At 59.9% G+C, this 26,672-nt stretch carries 24 protein-coding genes; 13 read left to right on the top strand and 11 right to left on the bottom strand.

Going from position 1 to position 26,672, the window contains the following annotated elements; translation table 11 throughout:
* The first annotated feature begins 25 nt into the window (after positions 1 to 25).
* The 4 genes from N5D22_RS26485 to N5D22_RS26470 all read left to right on the top strand — a co-directional run bounded on the left by N5D22_RS26485 (position 26) and on the right by N5D22_RS26470 (position 6,305).
* Positions 26 to 2,047, top strand: coding sequence for a hypothetical protein (locus tag N5D22_RS26485; RefSeq protein ID WP_279658885.1), 2,022 nt, complete (start codon positions 26 to 28; stop codon positions 2,045 to 2,047).
* Positions 2,048 to 2,130: 83 nt separating this feature from the next.
* The gene (locus N5D22_RS26480) at positions 2,131 to 4,359 is read left to right on the top strand and encodes a type I secretion system permease/ATPase (protein WP_279658884.1); all 2,229 of its coding nucleotides are present in this window, start codon (positions 2,131 to 2,133) and stop codon (positions 4,357 to 4,359) included.
* Between the two features lie 8 nt (positions 4,360 to 4,367).
* Positions 4,368 to 5,726, top strand: a complete 1,359-nt coding sequence (locus N5D22_RS26475) for an HlyD family type I secretion periplasmic adaptor subunit (RefSeq protein WP_279658883.1) — start codon at positions 4,368 to 4,370, stop codon at positions 5,724 to 5,726.
* 84 nt (positions 5,727 to 5,810) lie between these two features.
* The gene (locus tag N5D22_RS26470) at positions 5,811 to 6,305 is read left to right on the top strand and encodes a hypothetical protein (protein WP_279658882.1); all 495 of its coding nucleotides are present in this window, start codon (positions 5,811 to 5,813) and stop codon (positions 6,303 to 6,305) included.
* 78 nt (positions 6,306 to 6,383) lie between these two features.
* On the opposite strand, the gene N5D22_RS26465 is transcribed toward N5D22_RS26470, so the two are convergent.
* The 4 genes from N5D22_RS26465 to N5D22_RS26450 all read right to left on the bottom strand — a co-directional run bounded on the left by N5D22_RS26465 (position 6,384) and on the right by N5D22_RS26450 (position 10,989).
* A complete protein-coding gene (locus tag N5D22_RS26465) occupies positions 6,384 to 7,694 on the bottom strand; it encodes an O-antigen ligase (RefSeq protein ID WP_279658881.1) in 1,311 nt (436 codons plus the stop codon).
* Between the two features lie 7 nt (positions 7,695 to 7,701).
* The gene (locus tag N5D22_RS26460; protein WP_279658880.1) at positions 7,702 to 8,955 is read right to left on the bottom strand and encodes a polysaccharide biosynthesis/export family protein; all 1,254 of its coding nucleotides are present in this window, start codon (positions 8,953 to 8,955) and stop codon (positions 7,702 to 7,704) included.
* Between the two features lie 185 nt (positions 8,956 to 9,140).
* On the bottom strand, positions 9,141 to 9,821 hold the full coding sequence (locus N5D22_RS26455) for a sugar transferase (RefSeq protein WP_279658879.1): 681 nt from the start codon (positions 9,819 to 9,821) through the stop codon (positions 9,141 to 9,143).
* Between the two features lie 619 nt (positions 9,822 to 10,440).
* Positions 10,441 to 10,989 (bottom strand): cupin domain-containing protein, encoded by a 549-nt coding sequence (locus tag N5D22_RS26450; RefSeq protein ID WP_003523802.1) that lies wholly within the window; start codon positions 10,987 to 10,989, stop codon positions 10,441 to 10,443.
* 145 nt (positions 10,990 to 11,134) lie between these two features.
* On the opposite strand from N5D22_RS26450, the gene N5D22_RS26445 reads away from it, so the two are divergent.
* Positions 11,135 to 12,469, top strand: coding sequence for an aspartate aminotransferase family protein (locus N5D22_RS26445; RefSeq protein ID WP_279658878.1), 1,335 nt, complete (start codon positions 11,135 to 11,137; stop codon positions 12,467 to 12,469).
* A 143-nt stretch (positions 12,470 to 12,612) separates the two neighbouring features.
* Positions 12,613 to 14,433 (top strand): HAMP domain-containing methyl-accepting chemotaxis protein, encoded by a 1,821-nt coding sequence (locus tag N5D22_RS26440; protein WP_279658877.1) that lies wholly within the window; start codon positions 12,613 to 12,615, stop codon positions 14,431 to 14,433.
* Between the two features lie 100 nt (positions 14,434 to 14,533).
* On the opposite strand, the gene N5D22_RS26435 is transcribed toward N5D22_RS26440, so the two are convergent.
* From N5D22_RS26435 to N5D22_RS26420, 4 genes are all read right to left on the bottom strand, one after another.
* A complete protein-coding gene (locus N5D22_RS26435) occupies positions 14,534 to 15,319 on the bottom strand; it encodes a L,D-transpeptidase (protein ID WP_279658876.1) in 786 nt (261 codons plus the stop codon).
* A 19-nt stretch (positions 15,320 to 15,338) separates the two neighbouring features.
* Positions 15,339 to 16,394 carry a murein L,D-transpeptidase gene (locus tag N5D22_RS26430; protein ID WP_279658875.1) on the bottom strand — a complete coding sequence of 352 codons (1,056 nt, stop codon included), beginning with the start codon at positions 16,392 to 16,394 and terminating at the stop codon, positions 15,339 to 15,341.
* A gap of 178 nt (positions 16,395 to 16,572) precedes the next feature.
* Positions 16,573 to 17,358 (bottom strand): SDR family NAD(P)-dependent oxidoreductase, encoded by a 786-nt coding sequence (locus tag N5D22_RS26425; protein WP_279658874.1) that lies wholly within the window; start codon positions 17,356 to 17,358, stop codon positions 16,573 to 16,575.
* On the bottom strand, positions 17,355 to 17,738 hold the full coding sequence (locus N5D22_RS26420; RefSeq protein WP_279658873.1) for a hypothetical protein: 384 nt from the start codon (positions 17,736 to 17,738) through the stop codon (positions 17,355 to 17,357). Before N5D22_RS26420 ends, N5D22_RS26425 begins: the two co-directional genes overlap by 4 nt.
* A 97-nt stretch (positions 17,739 to 17,835) precedes the next feature.
* Between N5D22_RS26420 and N5D22_RS26415 the strand changes: the two genes are divergently transcribed.
* Positions 17,836 to 18,444: a DNA-3-methyladenine glycosylase gene (locus N5D22_RS26415; RefSeq protein WP_279658872.1), complete on the top strand. Its 609-nt coding sequence runs from the start codon at positions 17,836 to 17,838 to the stop codon at positions 18,442 to 18,444.
* Here the strand turns inward: N5D22_RS26415 and N5D22_RS26410 are convergent.
* The 3 genes from N5D22_RS26410 to N5D22_RS26400 all read right to left on the bottom strand — a co-directional run bounded on the left by N5D22_RS26410 (position 18,441) and on the right by N5D22_RS26400 (position 20,216).
* On the bottom strand, positions 18,441 to 18,599 hold the full coding sequence (locus N5D22_RS26410; RefSeq protein WP_279658871.1) for a hypothetical protein: 159 nt from the start codon (positions 18,597 to 18,599) through the stop codon (positions 18,441 to 18,443). The genes N5D22_RS26415 and N5D22_RS26410 overlap by 4 nt on opposite strands.
* Before the next feature lie 231 nt (positions 18,600 to 18,830).
* On the bottom strand, positions 18,831 to 19,028 hold the full coding sequence (locus N5D22_RS26405; RefSeq protein WP_279658870.1) for a hypothetical protein: 198 nt from the start codon (positions 19,026 to 19,028) through the stop codon (positions 18,831 to 18,833).
* 174 nt (positions 19,029 to 19,202) lie between these two features.
* Positions 19,203 to 20,216, bottom strand: a complete 1,014-nt coding sequence (locus tag N5D22_RS26400; protein WP_279658869.1) for a substrate-binding domain-containing protein — start codon at positions 20,214 to 20,216, stop codon at positions 19,203 to 19,205.
* A 269-nt stretch (positions 20,217 to 20,485) separates the two neighbouring features.
* Here N5D22_RS26400 and N5D22_RS26395 point away from each other — a divergent pair, with 269 nt between their 5' ends.
* The 6 genes from N5D22_RS26395 to N5D22_RS26370 all read left to right on the top strand — a co-directional run bounded on the left by N5D22_RS26395 (position 20,486) and on the right by N5D22_RS26370 (position 26,558).
* On the top strand, positions 20,486 to 21,751 hold the full coding sequence (locus tag N5D22_RS26395) for an ABC transporter substrate-binding protein (protein WP_279658868.1): 1,266 nt from the start codon (positions 20,486 to 20,488) through the stop codon (positions 21,749 to 21,751).
* 64 nt (positions 21,752 to 21,815) lie between these two features.
* Positions 21,816 to 22,790 carry a sugar ABC transporter permease gene (locus tag N5D22_RS26390; RefSeq protein ID WP_279658867.1) on the top strand — a complete coding sequence of 325 codons (975 nt, stop codon included), beginning with the start codon at positions 21,816 to 21,818 and terminating at the stop codon, positions 22,788 to 22,790.
* A complete protein-coding gene (locus N5D22_RS26385) occupies positions 22,787 to 23,620 on the top strand; it encodes a carbohydrate ABC transporter permease (RefSeq protein ID WP_279658866.1) in 834 nt (277 codons plus the stop codon). The genes N5D22_RS26390 and N5D22_RS26385 overlap by 4 nt, the downstream gene beginning before the upstream one ends.
* A gap of 10 nt (positions 23,621 to 23,630) precedes the next feature.
* Positions 23,631 to 24,659: an ABC transporter ATP-binding protein gene (locus N5D22_RS26380; RefSeq protein WP_279658865.1), complete on the top strand. Its 1,029-nt coding sequence runs from the start codon at positions 23,631 to 23,633 to the stop codon at positions 24,657 to 24,659.
* Between the two features lie 57 nt (positions 24,660 to 24,716).
* Positions 24,717 to 25,502, top strand: coding sequence for a ThuA domain-containing protein (locus N5D22_RS26375; protein ID WP_279658864.1), 786 nt, complete (start codon positions 24,717 to 24,719; stop codon positions 25,500 to 25,502).
* A gap of 6 nt (positions 25,503 to 25,508) precedes the next feature.
* A complete protein-coding gene (locus N5D22_RS26370) occupies positions 25,509 to 26,558 on the top strand; it encodes a Gfo/Idh/MocA family oxidoreductase (protein ID WP_279658863.1) in 1,050 nt (349 codons plus the stop codon).
* Positions 26,559 to 26,672: the final 114 nt, after the last annotated feature.

The raw sequence follows: 26,672 nt of genomic DNA, 5'->3' as shown, positions 1-26,672 counted from the left end.
CGCGATGATCAGGGAGGGGTCTCCAATGCATATCGACAAGATTTCGGACATGATTGCGCATTTCATCGGCCTGTTCGACACGGTGATCGAGGAAGCGCGTCTGCGAAGCAACTATACCGAAGGCCCGGCATATTCCGATCCGGACCGCTTGCCGGATGATGAAGCGGCAAAGCTGCTCGACAAGAACTACGACGTTCCGCTCGGGGACTACGATCCCGGCGTCAAATACCGCGCCGGTTATTATGATTTCGACTATATCCGGCCGCATTTCGCCCGCGCTGTCGAATACGACATGCAGCAGCTTGCAAATGCCATTCCGGTCGATATTTCCGGCGTAAATTTCCGGTTCCCCGGCCGCCTCTCATTCGAAGAGGAACGCGAACTGGTGGTTCACACCGGTCCCGGCTCGGTCATTGCACATGTCGCGCAGGTCAACATTCTTCAGGACGATGACTACCTGAACATGACTGACGGTCCTTACGCGGGCCGCGACACGACATTCGTGACCGAACGCACCGTCGAGTTCTACAATGAAGCGTCCGTCTTCACGCCTTTTGCCGGTTTCCAGCGCACCGACAGCTACGACGCCCTGCAGACGCTCGCCAAATCCGCGCACGATTTCATCGACCACGCCCGCGAGAACGACGTCACCTCGCTCGGCACCGGCGCAGACCAGGATTTCGTTCTGGCCGGCAACAACATCAACGGACTTTACATCAACGGCGCGGTAGCCAGCGAAGAGCCGGTGCTCGACGATTACATGCCCGATCGCGGTATCGCCAAACCGGCGGAAGAGCCCGAAAAGAGCGATGTTTCGCTGCATGAGGACAGCCCCGCCGGCAACAGCCTCGATGTAGCCGCAGGCGCCAATGTCGTCGCCAACATCGCCACGCTGGTCAATACCGGTGTCATGACGTCGGTAACCGCCGTCATGGGCGACTATCACCAGATCGATGCGATCACCCAGGCCTATATCTATAGCGACCGGGACGAGATCGACGCCGTTTTCACACGGTCGGACGACCAGGCCGCGACGGCGGCCTTCAATATCGCCAGCTTCGAGCGCAGCGTCTATCCGGGCGCCGAAGCCGCGGAAAACAACAGCCAGGATAACGGCGAGCCGCCGATATTTCCGACCGCCTGGCGCGTCAGCGTGCTGGAAGGCGACGTTTCCTTCGTGCACTGGATCGAGCAATACCAGTTCGTCAGCGACAACGACACGATGACGATCACCACATCCGGCGCCACCGTCAGCCTGCTGACCGGCGGCAACGCCGCGCTCAACATCGCGAATTTCCTCGGCATCGGCATGCAATACGACCTGATCATCGTCGGCGGCAATGTGCTGGACATGAACATCATCAGCCAGATCGCCGTGCTCTACGACAATGACTGGGTCCGCGCCAATCCCGATGCGCCCGATGGCGCCACCGTCCAGTCCGGTAACAACCTGCTGTGGAACGATGCTTCCATCCATAATGTCGGCAGCAACGACCGTTTCGAAACCATGCCGGACTATATGAACCAGACGGTAAACGCCATCAACGAACGCGATCCCAACATGCCGGATGCGCTGGCTCATGACGTCAATTTCGTCGGCTATCAGGGTCTGAACGTCCTCTATATCACCGGCAATCTTTATGATGTCAGCATCATAAAACAGGTGAGCGTACTGGGCGATTCCGACGATGTGACGCAGGCCGCCGCCAAGGTTCTCGAAAACAACGAGGACGCCACCGTCCATATCGATACCGGCAGCAATGCCGTGGTCAATCTGGCGCAGATCGTCGATTACGACAGCTTCGGCTCCACTACCTATGTGGCCGGCGGCGTTTATTCCGACGCCATCCTGATACAGGGCGGCATCATCGAAAACGATACGTCGCAACCGGCGCAGTCCGGCCAGCTGGCGAATGAGGTCATCGCCTTTCTTCACGACGATCCCGCCACCATCGAAAACGAATCCAATGGCGTCATCAATGCCGGTCATGACCTGTCATGGTCGAATGCCCATCCGGCCGACGTCATGCAGACGGTCGTTGCGTAACACCTGGCAAGTGGGGCGGCAAAAACGCCCCGCCGCAGGCGGAACCGCAAACACCGCAAGATCACCGAGGGGACCGATATAAAATGGATCATATTTCAAGAAAAACAATTGCCGACGGGCGTTCACTGGACTTGCCGCTGGATCAGGACGCGGAAGACAGCAAACTGACGGACGCCTGTATTTCAGCCATCAACGAAGCCGTTGAAAACCTGCGTCAATTATCCGGTGCGGAACAGGCGGAAAAAGCAGCCGCAACATCCCCCGGGACAATAGCGACACAGCCCCTCTTCCCACCCTCCCTGAAGACCACGCAGCCGCCGCAATTGCGGAGCGCCCCGCAGGAAAAGCCAGCACCGCAGCCGGACAGGCAACCCGCGCCGCCGCAACCCCAGGCCAAGATCGACAATGCTGAGCTGAAGAATTCACCCGATCTGCCTTTTGTCAAAACCATCGACAATAATGACGGACCGATCCGCGAAAACGAACGCCGGCCGGTAACCGGCGGCGGCGGAAACGGCAAGGAACCCTCGGACAATGGCGGCGGCGGTGGCGGCGGTGGCGGCGGTGGCGGAAGCCAGAGCGGTTTCCACAAACGCAGCGAGCCGATCAATTTCGCCGCAAGCCTTGCCAAGGGCATCGCCGCCGTGCGGCGCAACATGGTGGTGGTGATGCTGTTCACCGTCGCGATCAACATATTGGTACTCGCCATACCGCTTTATCTGTTCCAGATTTCCGACCGGGTGCTGACCAGCCGCTCCATGGATACGCTCGTCATGCTGACGGTCGCCGTTCTCGGCGCGGTTCTGCTGCAGGCCTTCATGGACGCCATTCGCCGCTTTATCCTGATGCGCACCGCCGTCGAACTCGAGGTGCAGCTTGGTGCGCCGATCCTGTCGGCTGCCGCCCGCGCGTCGCTGCATGGCAGCGGCAAGGACTATCAGATATTGCAGGATCTGCAGCAATTGCGCTCCTTCATCACGTCAGGCACGCTGATCGCCTTTCTCGATGCGCCGCTGATGCCGCTGTTCATCGTGGTGGTCTATCTCGTGCATCCCCATCTCGGCATCATCATCATGGTCTGCTGCGTGGTGCTTTTCGGCATTGCCTGGCTGAACCAGCGCTTCACGGCAAGGCAGTTCTCCGAGGCGTCAGGCTATCTCAGCCGCGCCAATTTCCACCTCGATTCCATGTCGCGCAATTCGCAGATCATCAATGCGCTCGCCATGATCCCCGAAGCCGTGAAGATGTGGGGCCGCGAAACCGCCGGCTCGCTGAAATCGCATGTGGCGGCGCAGGACCGCAACATCATGTTCTCCGGCATCTCCAAGGCGGCGCGCATGATCACCCAGGTGGCGCTGCTCGGCTGGGGCGCGCATCTGTCGCTATCAGGCGAACTGACCGGCGGCATGGTGATCGCGGCCTCCATCATTTCCGGCCGGGCGCTGGCGCCCATCGAAGGAGCGATCGAGGGCTGGCACCAGTTCAACAGATCTGCCGCCTCCTATGGCCGCATCAAGCAGCTTCTCATCAATTCGCCGCTGAATTTCCCGCGCCTGCGCCTGCCCAATCCGGAAGGGCGTCTCGATGTGGAGCGCATCCTCTTCGTGCCGCCGCCGCAGAAGAAGGTAATCCTGAACGGCATTTCCTTTTCGCTGAAAAAGGGGGAGTCGCTCGCCATCATCGGCAATTCCGGTTCCGGCAAGACAACGCTCGGCAAGATGCTGGTCGGCTCCATCCTGCCCACATCAGGCAATGTGCGCCTCGATCTCATGGATCTGCGCAACTGGGACCAGCGGCAATTCGGTGAAAGCATCGGTTACCTGCCGCAGGACGTGCAGCTCTTCCCCGGCACCATCAAGGCCAATATCTGCCGCATGCGCGACGATATCGAGGACCGGCAGATTTACGAGGCCGCGGTGCTGGCCGATGTGCACGAGCTGATCGCCGGTTTCCCGCAGGGTTATGAAACCGTGGTCGCCGCCGATGGCGCGCCGCTTTCCGGCGGCCAGAAACAGCGCATTGCGCTTGCCCGCGCCTTCTTCGGCGATCCGAAATTCGTGGTGCTGGACGAGCCGAACTCCAACCTCGATACACAGGGAGAACAGGCGCTGGCCAAGGCGCTGCTACATGCAAAAAGACAGGGCATCACCACCGTCACCATCACCCAGCGCCCCGCACTCCTGCAATGTGTCGACAAGATCATGGTGCTGAAGGATGGATCGGTCGCCATGTTCGGCGAGAGGATCGACGTGCTGAAGGCGCTTTCCGGAAATGGTCGCCAGGCCAACCAGTCCCCGCAGATCGAGAGTTGAGAACCGTCATGTTCAAGAAGAAAAATGCCGTCGCGGAAATCAAACCCCAGGGCCAGCTCGAATGGTATAGCGAGGTGCCGCGCTCCATCCGGCTGCACAGCTCCATCGGCCTTGCGGTCCTGCTCGCCTCTTTCGGCAGTTTCGGATATTGGGCGGGCACCGCACCGCTCTCCTCCGCCATCATCGCTCAGGGCAGCTTCGTCGCCACCGGCAACAACAAGATCGTCCAGCATCTGGAAGGCGGCATCATCAAGGAAATGATGGTCAGCGAAGGCGATACCGTCAAGGAAGGCGACGTGCTGCTAACGCTCGACAAGACGACCGCGCTGGCCAATGAACGCATGTTGCAGCTCCGCCGTCTTCGCCTTGAAACCATCGTGACGCGGCTGCGTGCCGAAGCACAGGGCGAAAAAAGCTTCAAGGTGCCTGACATCGTCATGAAGGAAGCCGGCGATCCGGATATCAACGCCATCATCCAGAGCCAGAACGTCGTGTTCCACAGCAAGCTCATCAAGCTTGAGGAGCAGTTGAACCTGATCGAAAAGAACATCCGGTCCTTGGAGTTCCGTTATGCTGGTTACGATGGGCAGAAGCAGGCCTTCGACCGGCAGCTGGCGCTTCTGACCCAGGAGCGCGATTCCAAGGAAAAGCTCGCCAAGGACGGTGTCATCCGCAAGACGGACATGCTGGCGCTGGAGCGCGCCATTGCCGACGCCATGGGCGACATTGCCCGCCTGAGCGGCGAAATGAACCAGAGCGAAGCGGAGATCGCCAAATTCAAGCAGGAGGCCATCATAGCGGTCAACGCCAACAAGCAGGCCGCTCTCGATGCGCTGGAAACTGCCGAATCCGATCTCGATAGCGTCCGCGAGCAGGTGCGCGGCGCCGCCGAAGTGCTGGAACGCACCGTCATCCGCTCCCCCGTCAACGGCACTGTGGTGCGGTCCTATTACCATACGGCAGGGGGCGTCATTACGACAGGCAAGCCGATCATGGAAATCCTGCCGGCGCATGTTCCCCTGATCCTCGAAGCGCAGGTTCTCAGAACCTCCATCGACCAGCTGCATGAGGGTCAGACCGCTGCGATCCGCCTATCGGCGCTGAACCGCCGCACCACGCCGGTTCTGAACGGCAAGGTGTTTTACGTTTCGGCCGACAGTATCGAGGAAAATGCCGGCCTTCAGGTCAAGGATGTCTATATCGTGCGCGTGCAGGTGCCCGACGAGGAGATCGCCAAGGTTCATAATTTCCACCCCGTGCCGGGCATGCCGGCCGACGTGCTGATCCAGACCTCGGAGCGTACCTTCTTCGAATATCTGACCAAACCGATCTCCGACAGCATGTCACGTGCTTTCAAGGAAAGATGAAGAAATATCAGTAACCTACACTGTCTTTTCCGCGGCGGTCGGCATATAATCTCCGAATATGTTTCGTCGGGCGGGAGAAGCGGCATGGCGGCGATGTCGGATGTATTGCTGCTGGTCGGCAGGCTGAATTATGTGTGGACCAACACCGAAAGCCTGATGATCTATCTGATCGTCCATCTCCTGAAAGTGGAGAAGGAAGCTGCCATCGTCGTGTTCCTGACGCTCAACACCACGCGGGCGCGCATGGATATCATCGAACGCCTGGCGAAGCTTCCCTCCACCGATGCAAAGGACCGCAAGACCATTCTTTCCATCATGGCCCGGCTGAAGAAGGAAGCGAAAACCCGCAACAAATATAACCACTGCATCTATTCGTTTGACGAGAAGGGCGAGATCGCCAGCACGCAGCTTATGCGGCTGGTGGAGGATGACAGCCAGGTACGTTACGGCAAGGTGGAGCGCATGGACGAGAAGGAAATCGAGCACCTCGAAAAATCCATCGCCGATATCGTCGCGGTCAGCAAGGATATGTGGAGTTTCATCCACGCCAGTCCGCATGTCTCAGCGGATTATCTTTAGAACCACCTCGCCTTCGTCATTCCGGCCTTGAGCCGGAACCCAGCCGACGCGGCTCTCGCGCGGCGAAGACGAGTTCTTTCAGCCCAAGGACTTGGGCTGGCTGGATTCCGGCTCAAGGCCGGAATGACGGAGAGAGAAACCGCCACGAACTCCAGTTAGGTGAACGCTCCCCTCCGCAGCCCTTGCCGGGAGGCACAGTTTCCCGGCCGCGAAATAAAGCAGGAACGAGCCGATCTGATAAGGGAAGATGATGTCGATCTCCACGAAGGAGCGCACGACAAACAGCGCGCAGATCGCAAACAGGATAACGCCCTGCGGATCGCTCTTGCGCATCAGCACCGAGCGCAGATGCCCGAGCAAGGTTCCGTAAAGCACCATGCCAAGCAGCAGCATGCCGACGAAGCCGTTTTCCACCACGGTTTCGATATAGGTATTGTGGAAATGGAAGCCGCTGCGGCCGGTAATGAAGAAATCGTTCCACAACCGTTCGGCATCGGGAAAACCCGCAACCCAGAACCCCTGATAACCGACGCCGAGGATCGGTGTCTGTTTCGCCGCCTCGATACCCTGCTGCCAGAGGTAAGTTCGGCCGGTCAGCGTCGAATCCTTGCCGAAAATGCCAAGAATGGCGTCCAGCAGGCCGAATTGCAGGGACGCGACCGCCAGCAATGCGCCGAGACCGCCGAGCGCGAAAAACGTCATCTTGCGGTTCGCCGGCGAAAGCATGCCGATGGGAATGAAGCCGATGATGAGGGCGACCACCGCCGCCGTGGTAATAGTGGATGTGGCCGATTGGGACGCAAGGAGGCTGTAGGCCGACAGGAGCCCGGTGACGCCCGCCACAGGCAGCCAGATGCCCCTTTGCTTGAGCACCAGCACCGATGCGGCAGCAAAAATGACGCCGAGCGAGGCATAAAAGCCGAGCTGGTTCTTGGAGGAGAAAGCGCCGACGAAACTATAGGTACCGTCAAGCGCATCGAAGAGATAGATACCGAACAGCAGGGAATAGAGCAGAACGACGGCGATGCCGATCAGCGCGCCGCGCGTCAGCGTCCGGATGGAGATCACCCGCATGGCGATCAGCGCGCAGACGATATGCGTCATATACTGGATGGAGGCGCGCATGGTCACTGATACCGCCTCCGACCAGAAGCTGGACAGCACGGTCAGAATACCGAAGGCGAATATCCAGAGATAGCGCGGATAATTGCCGAGTACGCGCCGGTAATCGACCACCACCAGCGGCAGCCACATGCCATAATAGGCCAGAACCGAGATTTGCCCGAAACGCGACGAGTAAGCGAAGACGAAGAATGACAGCGCAACCGCCGCCATTCCGTAAATCTCATTGCGTTCGGGATCGATCAGCGCCGATTTGGCGATCCGCATTGAAACCTCACTGCATCAGGATTTCAGACGAGACCTTGATGACATCACCGGGCTGGAGCATGGCGTTTTCATCCACCTTCAGCTCCTTCGGTTTGCCGTTTTCCTCACGCACCACGACATAGCTGATCGTCGCGGACTTGCCCGACGGATCGAAACGGATCGCTTCTGCCGATTGCGCCAGCGCCTCCGACATCAGCTCACGGCTGGTGGTCAGTTGCAGATTGAGCTTGTCCAGCTCCGCCTCCGTGTCCTGCAATTCCTTGGAGCGCTGCGCCACCCAGTCGTTACGCAGGTTGATCTCGTCCTGGGTCGCCTTGTTGATATCCTGCTTGGCGCGCAGCGACTGCGTATCGATATCGAGCAGGTTGGATTCCACTTCCGCGGCACGCTCCTCCGCGGAAATACGCCGCTGCGACAGGGCAAGCCCCTGCTCGTTCAGCCGATTGACGCGGTCGCGGTCCTCATTGGCAAGCTGAAGCTGGCGGTTCTGCGTTTCGGATTTCTTCTTCAGGGATTCGACTTCGCTCTGCAACAGCGCATGCAGGTCGGTCAGCGCCTTGAGCTGCAGGGTGTAACGCTCGGTGCGCGATTTCATCAGCGCGCTTTCGCTGGCCAGCAGCACGTCGATCTCGGCGATCTTTTCCATCTCGGGCGTCTTGGCAATGGTCGTGTCGCCCTTGACCTCGGCGACCAGCCGCGCCTGACGCGCCAGCAGCCTTGCCCGCTGGTTGTCGTAAACGGCGGCATCACCACGGGCATTGATGAAGTCGCGGGCAAAACGCTGCCCGGCATCCGAACGGCGCAGGCCGCCGCCAAGGCTGACTGCCTTCAGCACGGTGAGATTGGCGGCATAGGGATATTCACCCGGCGTCTGCACATCGCCGCTCAGGAAAATCGGCCGGAACTGGGCGATCTCGACGGAAGCGGAAGGCAGATTGCGAAGGGCGAACTTGCTTTGAAGTTGCGCGCCGATCTGTTCGCTGACCTCCGATGGCGTCTTGCCCGCGACATCCAGCTGACCGATGAAAGGCAGGGACAGCGCACCTGATGGCCCGACGGAATAATCGCCATTGATCACATCCCAGTTGCGGATGCTGCCATCGGCCGGCTGCCACTCCGCAACGCGAATGCGCAGCTTGTCGGCGGTGCCGAGCTTATATTGAGCGCCATCCGCAGCCGGTGCGGAGAGCGGCGCGGTGAGGGCGACGGAAGCGGCGAGTACGAGAGCCACAAACGGGCGGGCGGCAGAAAAGCCGTTCATCGGGGAAACTCCCTGTTAGCGGATCGCACGCAGGCGATCAGGCCGTGGCGCAACCGGACAAGGCCGCGCCGCCAAAAGCGGCCGCTATGATTAGCACCAATGACGCACCCGAAGACCGGACTTGGGATCCCGGTCGGGGTGCGTGTCGAAACGAAGATCGATAAAGCCGAACTCAATATCGGTTTTCAGTAGCTTCCGCGTGAAAGGCACACGGCGGGAATGGTCTTGACGATGATGAAGACATCCTGCCGCATCGACCAGTTCTGAACATATTGCGTGTCGAAAGCGACGCGGGTCTTGTAGGATACGTCGTTACGGCCGCTGATCTGCCACAGGCCGGTCAGGCCCGGACGGGTGCTGAGATAATAAGCGGCAGCGCTTTCATAATAGCTCAGTTCCTCATCGACGACCGGGCGCGGGCCAACCACGCTCATTTCACCGCGGATGATATTGAGGAGCTGGGGCAGTTCGTCGAGCGAAAGCTTGCGAAGCACGGCGCCGACGGCCGTAACACGCGGGTCGTTCTTGAGCTTGCGGGTAGCGCGCCATTCTTCGGCGGCTTCCGGATTGGCGGCAAGATATTGCCGCAAAATCTCGTCGCCGTTCATCGCCATCGTCCTGAATTTCAGGCAATGGAAATAGCGGCCATTATGTCCCACACGCCGGTGACCGTAAAAGATCGGGCCGGGATCGGACATTTTCACCAGTGCGGCGATCAACAGGAATATCGGGCTGAAGATGAGCAGCGCAAGCGCAGCCGACGTCATATCGAAGCTGCGTTTTGCGATGCCCCCGATAGGGAAACTGACATCGAAATCTTCGGAGCTGCTGAGTGTCTGTTCAGCCGATTGGGTCGCGGACTTCATAGAGAGAACTCCATTTATGTTTTGCGATTGGTCGGTGCCCGGAGGCGCGTCTTTCCGTCTAAAGGAGATAACAAGTCTGTGTTCGGAATTTGATGCTAATGGATTTTTTGTAAGGCACATTGCCCATGACCGTCTATGCGATTTCTTGCGCGAGCGGCCGATCAACGTCCGGGCAATATTAACGGTTGCATAAAAAAGCAACAAATGTGCCGAAGGCCATGTGTTGAGAGCATGGGTTTCACCCGGGCATGTATTGGGATTTGCGCCGGCGACAGTCTTTTCTTATGTGTTTCTTATGACTTGGCGTGATGAGACAGGAACGTTAAGAACAGCCACGTCTGTAACAGAATATAAAATTTTTTTGCATCGCAGCAAGATTGTGGCAATGCATATAAAATTTGACATATCCGTAGGGATTTTTTTGCCTGACATTGCCAGGCCGCCAAGAAAAAGCGATGGAAAAATTGCTAAAGGGGCGCAAACACGGCAAAAGAGTGGCAATAAACTGCATTCTAGTCATGGCAGCCACGCAAAATTGCCGTAGCTGCCGGCCATTTTTTACCGAATTGCCCCGACTTGACCGTCCCAAGAGCGTTAGGCGGCGCAAAAACCGCTGGAATCAGAAGGTTGGCGGTGTGCAGGCACTGATGACCTCGCAGGGCACGGGACCGACGCAACGGAAACGATGCGGCCTGCGGCTTTCGAAATAATAGGCGTCGCCCGGCCCGAGCACCCGCCTCTCTTCATCGACCGTCACTTCCAGCCGTCCGGAGAGGATGATTCCTCCCTCCTCGCCATCGTGAACCAGCGGCACCTTGCCGGTATCGGCGCCCGGCTGGTAACATTCCTTGAGGATTTGCAGGCTGCGGCCGAAGACATTCTCCCCCACCTGCCGGAAGGATATCGGCCCCTTGCCGATTTCGACCAGCTCATCCGCCCGGTAAAAAGCCTTGCGGCTCGTCTCCGGCTCGAAAGCGAAAAACTCGGCAAGGCCGATCGGTATGCCGTCAAGAATGCGTTTCAGCGCGCCGACGGAGGGGTTCGAGGTATTGGATTCGATCAGCGAAATCGTCGAATTGGTGACACCGGCACGCCTTGCCAGTTCCCGCTGGGAAATATTGTGGCGCAGCCGCAAATGACGCAAACGACCGCCTATATCCACCGACATGCGCAATCCCCCGTTGCCCTTGTTCGAAATATCGAAAATTCGTGTTGACACCTACAGTATTTTCAATGGCTTGGCCACAGAGAGAAAAGGGCTTGTTCAGTCGCGAAAATAGCATTCAATCACCTGAAGCGAACAGGAGACCACCATGGACAACCCGAGCCGATCCAATTCCACCTCCCTCGACAGCTACTGGATGCCGTTTACCGCCAACCGGCAGTTCAAGGCCAATCCCCGCCTGCTGACGAGCGCAGAGGGCATGTATTACACCAGCAATGACGGCCGCCAGGTTCTCGACGGCACGGCTGGCCTTTGGTGTGTCAATGCCGGCCACGGCCGTCAGCAGATCGCGTCTGCCGTCAAGCACCAGCTTTCGACCATGGATTACGCGCCCTCCTTCCAGATGGGCCACCCGGTTGCCTTTGAATTCGCCGAGCGGCTGGCGGAAATTGCGCCCGGCCCGGAAGGTGCAAAACTCGATCGTGTCTTCTACACCGGCTCCGGATCGGAATCGGTCGATACGGCGCTGAAGATCGCCATCGCCTATCAGCGCGCCATCGGCCAGGGCACCCGCAGCCGCCTGATCGGCCGCGAGCGCGGTTATCATGGCGTCGGCTTCGGCGGCATTTCCGTGGGCGGCCTCGTCAACAACCGTCGTGTTTTCCCGCAAATTCCCGCAGACCACCTGCGTCACACCCATGATCCGGCGAAAAACAGCTTCGTGAAGGGCCAGCCCGAGCACGGCGCCGAGCTTGCGGATGATCTGGAACGTCTGGTCGCCCTGCATGGCGCGGAAACCATCGCCGCCTGCATCGTCGAACCGGTCGCCGGCTCCACCGGCGTGCTGGTGCCGCCGAAGGGTTATCTGGAGCGCCTGCGCGCCATCTGCGACAAGCACGGCATCCTCTTGATCTTCGATGAGGTCATCACCGGTTTCGGCCGCATGGGCTCCACCTTCGCCACCAACTATTTCGGCGTTACGCCCGATATCGTCACCACCGCCAAGGGACTGACCAACGGCGCGATCCCGATGGGCGCGGTGTTCACCAGCCGCAAGGTGCATGATGCGCTGATGCATGGGCCGGAAAACCAGATCGAGCTGTTCCACGGCTATACCTATTCCGGCCACCCAGTCGCCTGCGCCGCCGGCATCGCGACGCTCGACATCTATCGCGATGAGGGCCTTTTCACCCGCGCGGCCGAATTGCAGGATGTCTGGCACGACGCCATCCATTCCCTGAAGGGCCTGCCGAATGTCATCGACATCCGCACCATCGGCTTCATCGCCGGCATCGAGCTGCAATCGCGCGACGGTGCTGCCGGCGCACGCGCCTATGATGTTTTCGTGGATTGCTTCGAACGCGGCCTGCTCATTCGCGTTACCGGCGACATCATCGCCCTTTCGCCGCCGCTGATCGCCGAAAAATCCCATTTCGACGACATCGTCTCCATCCTCGGTGACGCGCTGAAAAGGGCAAATTAAAAGTATAAAATTCTAATAAAGAAAAGGCTGCAATACAAATTGCAGCCTTTTTTGCTTTTATCAAGCGCTTAGAAGAAATAGATCATTTATTAAGCATACTCTATTATTTTTCTGCAGTATAACCAACAGCGCGGGAACGTCCCATGGCGTCGATTCAGCAGAAGACAATATTGGCAAGCGTCGCAATCTTCTTCATCACCGGCAGCGCCGCGGGTGTCGGCATGTGGGCCACGGATACCCTCAACCGCAACAGCGAATATGTGGCGTTTTCGGCCGATGTCCTTCGCAACCACATGCAGGCGGACATGATGCATGACGCGCTGCGTTCTGACGTGCTCGCCGCCATTCTTTCATCCAACGGAAATATGGGCCTGAGCCTCGATGCGGTCAAAGCCGATCTCACCGAACATGAAGCCTCCTTCCGGAAGATGATCGACGAGAACAGGTCTCTTTCGGCGGGTACGGAAGTCAAGGCCGTCATCGACGGCGTCGAAAAACCGCTCCTTGCTTATATCGATGCCGCCAATGCGGTTGTCGGCCTTGCCGGCTCCCGCCAGGAGGAGGCCCTCAAGCTGATGCCCGAATTCATGCGGCAATTTTCAGCGCTGGAAAAAGCGATGGAAACGGCCGGCGACCAGATCGACGCCCTGTCTGATGCGGCCTCGGCCGAAAGCGAAAAGACCAAGGCAACCATCAACCTCCTTTTGAAGGGGCTGCTGGTTCTCGCCACGCTTTTTTCCGTTGGGCTTTTCCTTCTCACCCGCCGGTCGATCATCCGTCCCGTTCTGCAATTGTCGAAGAATATGGAAAATCTCGCAGCCGGCGATACGTCGCAACCGCCTTCCGGCACCGACCGCCAGGACGAGATCGGCTCCATGTCCGGTGCAGTCGAGATATTCCGGCAGGCGGCCATCGCCAACCGGGCACTTGAGGAGCAGGCCGCCGCCGTTCGCCGACAGGCGGAAGCCGATCAGGAAACTACCCGGCGGCAGGCGGAGGAAGACGCTTCCGAACGGTTGCGCATCGCCACCTCCGGCCTCGCGGCCGGCCTGAAGCGGCTGGCGTCGGGCGATCTGGCCTTCCAGCTCGACGACGCCTTCGCGCCGCAATTCGAAGCCCTGCGCCATGATTTCAACAGCTCGGTCCGGCAACTGGCCGAAACGCTGTTCGCCATTTCCGATGGCATCGGCATGATCGACGGCGGCAGCCGCGAGATCGCCGCCGGCGCCGGCGATCTTTCCCGCCGCACGGAGAATCAGGCCGCCTCGCTCGAACAGACGGCTGCCGCGCTCGATGAAATCACGGTCAACGTATCGAACGCCAACAAACGCGCGGCAGAAGCCCGGCTTGCGGCCGCAGACGCCAACCAGAGCGCCCTGAAATCGGTTGAGGTGGTCGGCCATGCCGAAGAGGCGATGCGCCGCATCGAAGCCTCGTCGCGGCAGATCACCGGCATCATCGGCGTCATCGACGAAATCGCCTTTCAGACCAATCTTCTGGCGCTGAATGCCGGGGTGGAGGCCGCCCGCGCCGGCGAAGCCGGCAAGGGTTTTGCCGTGGTGGCGCAGGAGGTGCGCGATCTCGCCCAGCGCGCGGCAAAGGCCGCAAGCGAAATACGCGACCATATCCGCCAATCGTCGGCGGAGGTGGAAAGCGGGGTGAAGCTGGTTCTCGATACCGGCGCCGCGCTGAAGGATATCGGCGAACGTATCGCCGGCATCGATCTCCACATGAACGCGATCGCCACATCGGCCGCCGAGCAATCGACCGGTCTTGCCGAAGTCAACGCAGCCGTGAACTCGATGGATCAGGCCACCCAGCAGAATGCCGCCATGGTGGAACAATCCACCGCCGCCTCAGCCACGCTTGCCGCCGAAACGGCAAAGCTGCGCGCACTGGTCTCGCGTTTTCGCCTGGACGTGGAAATGGCCGGCAGCCCGGAAGCGACGCGCCGGGTTGCCTGAATGCGGATGGTGAAGCGGGAGAATATCGCCTCGCGTTATGCCGGCGTTGAGCCGGCATCCGGCCACGGCGCGTCCGCGCCGTGAGACAAGGCTTTCGCCATCAATAGCGCTGCGTCGGCTGCGACAGGCCGTCGCCGATCACACCATTGCCATATTGCGCGACGGGAACGCCTTCCTGGCCGATCGGCACACCCTGCTGCGCCGGGCCAAGCGCCGTCACCACAATCGGCGTACCGTTAGGCACACGGTTATAAAGGTCGATGATATCCTGGTTCAGCAGGCGCACGCAGCCGGACGATACCGACTTGCCGATGGTCCACCATTCCGGCGAACCGTGCAGACGGTAGATCGTATCCTTGCCATCCTTGAAGATATAGAGCGCACGCGCGCCGAGCGGGTTCTTGAGGCCCGGCTCCATGCCGCCATTGCGGCTGCTATAGGGTTCGAGTTCCGGCTGACGGGCGATCATTTCATCGGGCGGCGTCCAGCGCGGCCATTGCCGCTTGTACTGAATGACGCCGCGACCCGACCATTCGAAACCGGCGCGGCCAAGGCCGACGCCATAACGCATGGCCTGATTGTTCTCATAGGTCAGATAGAGGAAGTGATTGGCGGTATCGACCACGATGACACCGGGGCGCTCGCCGGTCGGGTTCGCCACCATCTGCCGCAGGAATTGGCGCGGAATCCGCTTGTAGGGAATTTCCGGCAGCGGGAACTGCTCGTCCGGCTTGGCGGCATACATCATGGCATACATAGGGTCTTCGGCAGGCGCCGCGGGCCGGGTCGCCTCACGCGCCGTTGTGTTGCAGCCCGCAAGGCCGGCAAGCGCCAGTCCACCTGCTCCAAGCAGGAAACCCCGCCGGGTTGTCGTCGTCTCGTTCAATTGAAAAACCTCATTTACGTCATCTCACGCTGGCAAAGGGGTCTGCCAGCGCCGCCTCTGGGCGGCTGATAGGGTACTTCGTGCCGGAAACCTGCGATGCCATGGCCTTGGCGCCGCTGGATTTCAGAATGGCCCGGAAGCTCGGATGCATGCCGCCGTCTACATACGCGCTGAGCGGGGCGGAAGTTCCCTCGTTCATCGCAGCGGCAAGTTTTTGTTGCTCTTCAACCAGTTTCGACGCCACCTGCGGGTCCTGCTGGTTGACGGCCGGCGGGCAGGCCGCCAGCGGATCGGCTGGCTCGCCTTCGGCAAATTCACTGTTGAAGACATAGCGGCGGCCGCAGACCGAAACCTTGGGCTGCCGGCGCGTCACTTCGAAATAGTCATAACCTTCCTTCAGCGTCTTCCAGAACGGCATGTTGGGATCGTCCCGATGCGTCACCATGTTCCTCGCGGTCATGCGGAAGGGATAAGCCTGAACCTGAAAGCGGTCTTGCCCGCCCTGCAGCGCCCGCGCGACGATGGCGTAGATCTCGCCCACTTGGCTGTCGGTCATGGCGTAGCAGCCGGAAGAAGAACAGGCGCCATGCACCATCAGCGCCTCACCGGTATAACCGAGCGCCGATTCCAGCCGGTTGGGATAACCGAGATTGAAGGAGACGTAATATTGCGAATTCGGGTTCAGCATGCCGGCCGAGACATGATAGAAGCCTTCCGGCGCCTGCCGGTCACCCGTCTTCATCTTCGGGCCGAGCTTTCCGGACCAGCGGCACATGGGGTAGGCCTTGAGCAGCGCGTAATTTCCGGTCTTGTCGACCTTCCAGACTTCGAGCTCGCTCTCCTGCTTGAAGATGCGAACGAGAACCGGGCTTTCAGGCCGCATGCTCTTGGCCGACATCTGCGCCATCATCTTGGACGACAGTTTCGGCGGGTCTTTCTTGACGCTATCGAGGCCCATGGAGGTGCACGCGGCAAGGCCGCCGCCGATCGCAACGACCGCAGCTATTCTTACGCCTGCCCTTACCTTTTGCCGCAACCCCGCAACCGCGAAATCCAGCAATGCCTTCATGCCCATGGATCGTTCTGCCCGCCTGATTTGTCCGCCGTTCCGGCAGACGCTTAACTATCGAAGGTGGCCACAACACGGCAACCTCGCTTATGGACAAAGTCTCGTGAACAGACGTTACCCATTCGTTAATCATAGGCACACAAGCCCGTGAAGGGCGGCAGGCAGTGCAAGCCGCCGGGGGGGATTATCGCAGTAGCCCCTGGCCGCCATCGATCCACACCGGCGTTCCGGTGATGTGGCGAGAGGCGTCCGACGCCAGGAAACCGATCAGCGCGGCGACATCCTCGCTCGTTCCTGCCACGCCGCCGGTCACGGGGATGTCTCCCGCCGGGAAACGGACCGGAACCTCGGTTCTTTCGCGCCCGCGTATGTCGGTATTTTCATCGATTGCGGTTTCGATTTCGCCCGGACACACCGCATTGACACGAATCCCGTGCCGCCCAAGCTCCAACGCCAGTTGCTGCGCCATGGCGAGCTGCCCGGCCTTCGTTACGGAATAGGCGGTAGCGCCCGGTGACGTGAAGGTGCGGGTGCCATTAATCGACGAAATGATGACGATGGAGCCGCCGCCGGCGGCTTTCAGATGCGGCACGCTGGCATGGACGGTGAGATAGGTGCCGCGCAGGTTGATGCGGATGGTATCGTCCCACTCGGAAGGCTTCAATTCATCGATGGGCGCCCAGACACCGTTGACGCCGGCATTGGCCACCACGACATCAAGCCGGCCGAAATCCTCAACCAGCCCTGCGACTGCATGACGCATGGCCGTCTCATCCGATATATCGGCCACGAGGACCTTCGAGGAGCCGGATGCGGCGTCTACTTCACGCGCGACACCGTTCAATTCCGATTCGGTGCGGCCCAGCAGACCGAGCGAGAAACCCTTCGTCGAAAGATGAAGGGCGGCGGCGCGCCCAATACCGGAGCCTGCGCCGGTTATCAGAGCGACTTTGCGACCGGCCAATATCACAACCCTCCTTTTCGGGACGCGATGGATGTGACTGTCGCCGAAACGGGGTCACTTGCCGGAAAACTATCCTCCAGCCCCTCTTCCAGCTCCTCCTCGAGAACGTCGCGATCCTTCGATGTGCGGGCGCTCGCCTGCCCGTGCGGAGCCTCATCCTGCGCGGTGCTGAGAGCGGAAAACTGCGCAGGCGCATCCGCGCCATGGCGCGTTCCGAAGGCGGTCAACTGCACCATCACCGCGCTCGCCCGCCTGATGGCCTCGGCATCATCGATCCCCTCCAGACCGTCGGCGAGGCGAACCGAGACCTGATCGCCGTCGCTGCCGACGAACTCGACGGAGATAGCCCCGTTATTGCGTTTTACATAGGTCGTCGAAAGTTGCATGACATGCCCTCCGGCTTGAAAGCACCGGCACGAATCCGATGCTGGAAAAACGGTTAGAACCTGAATTCACAACGGCGGCAGAGCGGAAGGGTTCCAGATGAATCAGGCCTTTGGCCCGGAAATGCAGGAGGGTTTCTTCCTGCGCGATGCGGTGGATGTGGCCCGCGCCCTCATCGGGGCGGAGTTCCGCATCGGCAATGTGGGCGGCATCATCGTGGAAACCGAAGCATATCATCCGGACGATCCGGCATCCCACAGTTTCAACGGGCAGACCCCGCGCAACAGGACAATGTTCGGCCCGGCCGGCCGTCTTTATGTCTACCGGTCATACGGCATTCACTGGTGCGCCAATTTCGTCTGCGCCCCCGGCTCCGCCGTACTTCTGCGCGCCATCGAGCCGCTGACCGGTATAGACATGATGAAACTGCGGCGGGGAACTGACAAGCTTAAACTTCTCTGCTCGGGCCCGGGCCGACTTTGCCAGGCTCTGGCCATTACGGGAGACATGGACGGCGCACCGCTGGACGCACCGCCGTTTTTCCTGGCGCTGCCGAAAGAAGCCGCCGCCCTTACCAGCGGCCGACGCATCGGCATCAGCCGCGCGGCGGAATATCCCTGGCGCTTCGGGTTGAAGGATTCGGCTTTCGTCAGCAAGAAATTCGAGAGTGCGGCGCCCGGGGAGGCATCCGTTTCGCCGGCTTCCTAAAGCACCTTCGGCGGCCCGTCATTTTCATCGGGATTGGGCGTCGGCGCCTCATCCGGCAGTCGATCGGGTTCCGGCTCTTCCACCGGCGGAATATCCGGCTGGGGCGGCACGGGCATTGGCGGTTCGGGATAGGGTTCCACGGGAACGGTCGGCATTGCGGCCTCCTGATATAACGCACCTGGCCGCCAAATGTCGGCAGCCCCGCGTTTTCATCTCTCGGGACAACGCCTTTGCGCCATCGCCAGTCGGGCGGCGCAACACCCAATTCGCCTATCGGTCAAATGCCGCTCAGGTCCCTTCGGTCCGGTTGCGCCGCCCTGCGGGTCGTACAGGAAAACGCAGGGACGGCCTTGTCCGTTCCTTTTCTGGAGGATTTTTGCGACGGCTCAGGCAAAACCGAGCGCATTGCGGGAAATATCGCGATTTTCGCAATAGTCGCGGGAATGGGCCTCATGACCATGTTCGCGGGCTGTCGAACGGGTGAGTTCAGGGCTCGGAACGTTGAGCAGCGCATCGGCATAGGTGCCGGTCGCCTCAACATCGTCGATCACAGTCTGCTGTTGCGGTTTTAAAAATTCAAACATCCGTCCACCTCCTTCGGCACGTCCCCTCAACGCGCCGGCCCGGGTCCTGTTCCATAACGCCCGTAACCGTTTCGATTATACATGAGACGACGCGGACGTATAGATGACGAAAGGCGAACGCTATCAACTGACGTTCACAAAATGGAGTGGAATCAGTGAGCTATGCCGACAAGCTCAGGCAGGGCCAACCGATTCCCGCAGAATCAGCTCCACCGGCCACAGTTCCTGAACCTCGCTCATGGGCCGGCCGCCGATGATCTGCAAAAGCAGGTCCGTCACCCGCATGCCCGCCATGCGCATGGGCGAACGGGTGGTGGAAAGCGGCGGCATCATGCTTTGCGGCGTGAGATAGGGAAACACGTCATCATGGGCGATAACGGAGACATCCCTGCCGATCGTCAGCCCCATCTGCGTGGCAGCGCGATAAACGCCCTGCGCCGTCATCATCGCACCCGCGACAAAGGCGGTCGGGCGCGGCGTCTGTTCCAGAAGGGAGCGGGCGAAACGAAAGGCCGTCTCCTCGCTGAAATGCTCATTCATCATGAAACGCGGATCGGGCGTAATGCCATGGGTCGCCAGCGCCTCGCGAAAACCCTGTTCACGATCCTGCACGAAAGTGCGCCCGACAGGACCGTTGATAAGGGCGATGCGCCGATGGCCGCGCTCCAGAAAATGGATCGTCGGGCGATAGGTGACGTCATGATTGTCGATATCGAGCCAGGCATGTTCGAAAGGCGTCTTCGAACGGCCATGCACGATGAAAGGCACACCCAGCCGGTTGAGCAGCGCGATACGCTCATCCTCCGGCCGCGGCGAATGCACGATGATGCCATCCACCCGGCCGCTTGCCGCGAGCCGGCTAAAAATCGCCAGCTCCTCGTCAAGATCATTATCGACGGTGACGCTGACGAGAATATCGGTCTCTTCCCCTTCCAGCCGAGTCGCCATGCCGCCCATGAATTCCGAGAAGAAATGCCCGCCGCCCGAGCGCCCCATGACAACGCCGATGGCGCCTGCCCTACCGGTCGCCAGCCTGACGGCATTGGCATTCGGCCGGTAGCCATATTTCAGCGCAGCCTCCATCACCCGCCGCCGCGTTTCCTCGCGCACCTCGGGGTAGCCGCCCAGCGCCCGGCTGACGGTGGTAGGCGAGAGCCCGACTTTCTCTGCGAATTCCTTGAGCTTCATAATTTTTTGCCAATTTGCCCCTGCATGCGTCGCCGCCGCGGATTTTTCAAGCCGACAAAAATTGAAAACGATTTCAATTTTCCTCCACCTGAAACCTTACAGTTGATTATTCTCAAAGGCAAACGCCGAAAAATTGCAGGCAAAAACAGCCGATTTCCGGGGGATTAGAAAGAGTATTGACAGATTGCTCGGCTTTTGAGAGCCTCGCGTCAGTCAAAAGCGCTTTCAATTTTGAGGACAATCGGAAGCGTCAACGGAGGAGTTTGACAATGAATATTTCCATGAAGACTTTGTTCCTGTGCGGGACCGTGTTTTCCGCCGCCGTTTCGGCTCAGGCGGCCGAGCTTTCCATCGCCGCCAATTCGACCGGCAAGAACGTCGCGTTCTTCCGCGAACGGATCGCCGCCTTCGAAAAAGAGACCGGTCACAAGGTCAATCTCGTCACCATGCCGTCATCTTCAAGCGAACAGTTCAGCCAGTACCGGCTGTGGCTTGCCGCCGGCAACAAGGATGTCGACGTCTACCAGACGGACGTGATCTGGGCGCCGCAGCTGGCCGATCAGTTCGTGGATCTGACCGCAGCGACAAAGGATGTCATCGGCGATCATTTCCCTTCCATCGTCGCCTCGCAGACGGTCGACGGCAAGCTCGTCGCCATGCCGATGTTCACCGATGCGCCGGCGCTCTTCTATCGCAAGGATCTTCTGGAGAAATACGGCAAGCAGCCGCCGAAGACCTGGAAGGAACTGAGCGAGACCGCCAAGGAAATCCAGGACAAGGAGCGCGAAGGCGGACAGAAGGACCTCTGGGGCTTCGTTTTTCAGGGCAGCGCCTATGAGGGCCTGACCTGCAACGCGCTGGAATGGATCGCTTCCGCCGGCGGCGGCCATATTGTCGAGACCAACGGCGATATCTCCGTCAACAATGAGAAGGCCGCAGCCGCCATCGAAACCGCCAAGGGCTGGGTCGGCACCATCGCGCCGCAGGGCGTACTCGCTTATAAGGAAGAGGAAGCGCGCGGCGTCTGGCAGACCGGTAATTCCGTCTTCATGCGCAACTGGCCCTATGCCTATGCACTGGGTAATGGCGACGACAGCGCCATCAAGGGCAAGTTCGGCGTCACCCCGCTGCCGGCAGGTGCGGAAGGCGAAGCCCCTGCCTCGACACTCGGCGGCTGGAACCTCGCCGTTTCGAAATATTCCGACGATCAGGAAGCAGCCATTCAGCTGGTGAAATTCCTGGCGTCGAAAGACACCCAGAAGATGCGCGCGATCCAGCTTTCCAACATGCCGACGATCGCTTCGCTTTACGATGACAAGGATGTCGCAGCCGCGCAGCCCTTCATGCCGACATGGAAGCCCATCTTCCAGACCGCCGTTCCGCGTCCTTCCGCCTCGGCCAAGGTGAAATATAACGAGGTTTCGGCGAAGTTCTGGGGCGCCGTGCACAACACGCTCTCCGGCAACGGCACGGCAGCGGAAAATCTCGAACTTCTCGAGGTTGAACTGACCGATCTCAAAGGCAACGGCTGGTAATCCGGCCCGCGCGGGAGGCGGTCTTGACTGATCGTCTCCCGCGCCCCAACCGCGAGATATCCCCATGAACGATATTGCCCTTCAAAGACCGGTCGCGGCAGCCGGCACCGGCTCTGACCTGCAGTCGGAACGTCTGAAATCCGCCTGGCTGTTTCTTGCCCCCACATTTCTGGTGCTGGCGCTGGTGGCCGGCTGGCCGCTGGTGCGCACCGTGTGGTTCAGCCTCACCGACGCTTCGCTCACCAATCTCGAGGGTGCGCAGTTTGTCGGCCTCAAGAACTACCTCACCTGGATCACGCTCAGCAGCGGCCGCACCATCTATCGCGGCCTGCTTGCCGATCCCGCATGGTGGGGCGCGGTTCTCAACACGCTCAAATTCACCATCCTTTCCGTCAGCTTCGAAACCGTGCTCGGCCTCATCGTCGCGCTGGTGCTGAATGCCGAATTCAAGGGACGCGGCCTCGTCCGTGCCGCGATCCTCGTGCCCTGGGCCATTCCCACCATCGTTTCGGCGCAGATGTGGGCGTGGATGCTGAACGACCAGTTCGGCATATTGAACGACCTCTTCCTCAATCTCGGGCTGATCTCCAGCAAGATCGCCTGGACGGCCAATCCCGAGACTGCGATGATCGCCGTGCTGATCGTCGATATCTGGAAGACCACGCCTTTCATGGCGCTGCTCATTCTCGCCGGCCTGCAAATGGTGCCGAAGGACATGTATGAGGCGGCAAAGGTGGATGGCATTCATCCCGTCAAGGTATTCTTCCGCGTCACGTTGCCGATGATCCGCCCAGCCCTCATGGTCGCTGTCATCTTCCGCATGCTGGATGCAATGCGCGTTTTCGACCTCATCTATATCCTGACGCCCAACAACGCCCAGACCCGCACCATGTCGGTGCTGGCGCGTGAGAACCTGTTCGATTTCGATAAGTTCTCCTACGGCGCCGCCGCCTCCACCATGCTGTTCCTCATCATCGCCTCGATCACCGTGATTTACATGTGGCTCGGGCGCGTCAACACCGATGGAGCCGCGCGATGACCCTGCCAAGCATCCTCAAGACCACCGCTTTTTATGCGCTGGTCGCCGTCATCATGGTGATTTCGGTATTCCCGTTTTATTACGCGATCCTGACAAGCCTGAAATCCGGCTCGGCACTGTTCCAGGTCAACTACTGGCCGCGTGACTTCTCGCTGACCAATTACAGCTTCGTCATCGGCAACGGCACGTTCCTGCGCAATCTCGGCAATTCGCTGTTTGTCGCATCTTCCGTTGTCATACTCTCGTTGTTCCTTGCGGTAACGGCGTCCTATGCTCTCGCCCGGGTCCGCTTCCGTGGCCGCTCACTGCTGCTGCTCACCATCCTGTCGGTTTCGATGTTCCCGCAGATCGCGGTTCTCGCCGGCCTGTTCGAACTGATCCGCTGGGCGGGCATCTTCAACACACCGCTCGCGCTGATCTTTTCCTACATGATCTTCACCCTGCCTTTCACGGTCTGGGTACTGACAACCTTCATGCGCGACCTGCCGATCGAGATCGAGGAAGCGGCGATCGTCGATGGCGCAACGCCCTGGGTCATCATCACCCAGGTGTTCATGCCGCTGATGTGGCCGGCGCTCGTCACGACAGGGCTTCTCGCCTTCATCGCGGCATGGAACGAGTTCCTCTTCGCGCTCACCTTCACCTCATCAAACGAGCAGCGCACGGTGCCGGTCGCCATCGCACTCCTGTCGGGCGGCTCGCAGTTCGAAATCCCCTGGGGAACGATCATGGCCGCGTCCGTCATCGTCACCGCTCCGCTCGTCGTCCTCGTTCTGATCTTCCAGCGACGCATCATCTCCGGCCTCACCGCCGGCGGCGTCAAAGGCTAGGAGAAACATCATGACCACCATTCAACTGCGCGATCTTCGCAAATCCTTCGGCGCCTTCGATGTCATCAAGGGCATCGACATGGACATCCGCTCCGGCGAATTCATGGTCTTCGTCGGCCCCTCCGGCTGCGGCAAATCCACGCTTTTACGCCTCATCTGCGGGCTGGAAGAAATTTCCGGCGGTACGCTTTCGTTTGACAGCGAGACGGTGAACCGCCTGCCGCCCGCCAAGCGGGGCGTCGCCATGGTCTTCCAGTCCTATGCGCTTTATCCGCATATGACCGTGTTCGAAAACATGGCCTTCGGCATGAAACTGTCAGGCGCGGACAAGGAACAGCGCAGGAAGCGCGTCGAAGCGGCGGCCGAGATGCTGCAGCTCACGCCCTATCTGGAACGCCTGCCGAAACAGCTTTCCGGCGGCCAGCGTCAGCGTGTCGCCATCGGCCGCGCCATCGTGCGCGATCCGAAGGTCTTCCTGTTCGACGAGCCTTTGTCGAACCTCGATGCGGCGCTGCGCGTCGCCACGCGTCTGGAAATCGCCAAGCTGCACCGCTCGATGCATGACACGACGATGATCTACGTTACCCACGACCAGGTCGAGGCCATGACGCTGGCCGACCGTATCTGCGTATTGCGTGACGGCAGGGTCGAGCAGATCGGCACGCCGCTGGAACTTTACGAAAGCCCGGTCAATACCTTCGTCGCCGGCTTCATCGGTTCGCCGAAGATGAACTTCCTGTCAGGCAAATATGCCGAGACGGAAGGCGCGAAAACCATCGGCATCCGCCCAGAGCACATCACCATCACCACCGACAGCAGCGGCTGGAGCGGCGAGATCGTGCATTCGGAAATGCTCGGGTCGGACAGCTATATCTATGTCGAGATCGGCGCCGGTGAACCCGTCGTCGTTCGCGAAGAGGGCGTGACCGGCCGCACGGCCGGTGAACGCATCGCCATTGTGCCGGATGCGGCGCAGATCCACCGTTTCGACACCGAAGGCCGGGCGCTTGCCCGCAACCCCGCCCGGGGTGCCGCCTGAAATTTCAACTTTCGCCGGGCTCACCCAAGGTACCGGCTTTTACCGAGGAGCATGAAAATGACCATCAACACCGTTGTATGGGGCGAAAATATCCACGAACACATCAATGAGACGGTGCGTTCGATCTATCCAAACGGCATGCACAACACCATCGCCGACGCGCTGAACCAGAATCCTGAGATCAACGCCACTACCGCCACGCTGCAGGAGCCGGAACATGGGCTTTCGCAGGAGCGCCTCGACAAGACCGACGTTCTCGTCTGGTGGGGCCACAAGGACCATGGCGCGGTGCAGGACGAGATCGTCGAGCGCGTCGCCAAACGCGTCTGGGAAGGCATGGGCCTGATCGTCCTGCATTCCGGCCACTTCTCCAAGCCGTTCAAGCGGCTGATGGGCACGCCCTGTGCACTGAAATGGCGTGAGGCGGGCGAACGCGAGCGCCTGTGGACCATCAATCCGCGCCACCCGATTGCCGCCGGCCTGCCGGAACATTTCGAGCTGGAAAACGAGGAAATGTACGGCGAGCAGTTCTCCGTGCCGGAGCCGCTGGAAACCGTCTTCATCTCCTGGTTCCAGGGCGGTGAGGTCTTCCGCTCCGGTCTCACCTGGCGCCGTGGCGCGGGCAATATCTTCTATTTCCGTCCCGGCCACGAGACCTATCCGACCTATCACGACGCCAATGTCCAGAAGGTCATCAGCAACTCGGTGAAATGGGCCCATAATCCCGTTGGCGCACTGAAAAGTATTCACGACGCCCCCAATGTTCCCGTCGACAAGGCGCTTGAGCCAATAGAGGAACGCGGCCCCAAGCTGCACAAGGCAGGCGAAGCAGGTTACAGGTAAAAAACCATGAGACTTCTCATTCTCGGAACCGGCGGCATGGCCAACCATCATGCCACACATTTTTCGGAAATCCCCGGCGTCGAACTCGTCGCTGCGGTGGATGTGGACGATGTGGTGGTGCGGGGCTTTGCGCTGCGCCACAACATTCCACTCTCCTTCACCTCGCTGGATGATGCGATTGCCTGGGGTGAATTCGACGCGGCGGCCAATGTCACGCCGGACGCCATCCACCACCCGACCAGCCTGAAGCTTCTGGCGGCCGGCAAACATGTCTTCTGCGAAAAGCCGTTGGCGGAGAATTACGCCAAGGCCGTTGAAATGGCCGATGCGGCGGAAAAATCCGGCCTCGTCGCCATGGTCAATCTCACCTATCGCAACGTCGCCCCCTTGCAGGCGGCACGTGAGATGGTGCTTTCAGGCAAGATCGGCAAGGTGCGGCATCTGGAAGCTTCCTATCTCCAGAGCTGGCTCGTTTCCAAGGCCTGGGGCGACTGGATGACGGAGAGCAAATGGCTGTGGCGGCTTTCCACCAAGCATGGCTCGAACGGCGTGCTTGGTGATGTCGGCATCCACATTCTCGACTTCGCCTCCTATGGCGCGGGCAGCGATGTGGAGCGCATCTTCACGCGGCTGAAAACCTTCGACAAATATGAAGGCAATAAAATTGGCGTCTACGACCTCGACGCCAATGACAGCTTCACCATGACCGCCGAGCTTGAAAACGGCGCCATGGGCGTCATCCATGCCAGCCGCTGGGCGACGGGGCATCTGAACGAACTTCGCTTGCGCATCCATGGCGACAAGGGCGCATTGGAAGTGACCCACACGCCGGATTATTCCAGCCTGCGCGCCTGCATCGGCGAGGATGTGGAAAAGGCGATCTGGAAGACGATCGATGTCGACCCCGTGCCGACGAATTACGAAAAATTCGCCAAGGCCGTCATGGAAGGCGGCCCCGCCGATCCGGATTTCCGTCATGCCGCCAATCTGCAGAAGGTGCTCGATCTATCGATCATCGCGGATCGTGAAAGACGCGAGCTGGCCGTTTCGGCTTGATGCGAAGAAGCCGTCATGCGGCACAACGTTGCCGCATGTTTCTTCTCCCCGCCGGGGAGAAGGTGGCCCGAAGGGTCGGATGAGGGGGGCAACGTCAGTGATAAACCGCGCCCT

The sequence above is a fragment of the Agrobacterium sp. GD03872 genome (assembly GCF_029840625.1).
Taxonomy (GTDB): Bacteria; Pseudomonadota; Alphaproteobacteria; order Rhizobiales; family Rhizobiaceae; genus Agrobacterium; species Agrobacterium fabrum_A.
The sequence above is the reverse complement of the archived record's forward strand: the minus strand, read 5'-3'. Positions and strand labels throughout refer to the sequence as shown.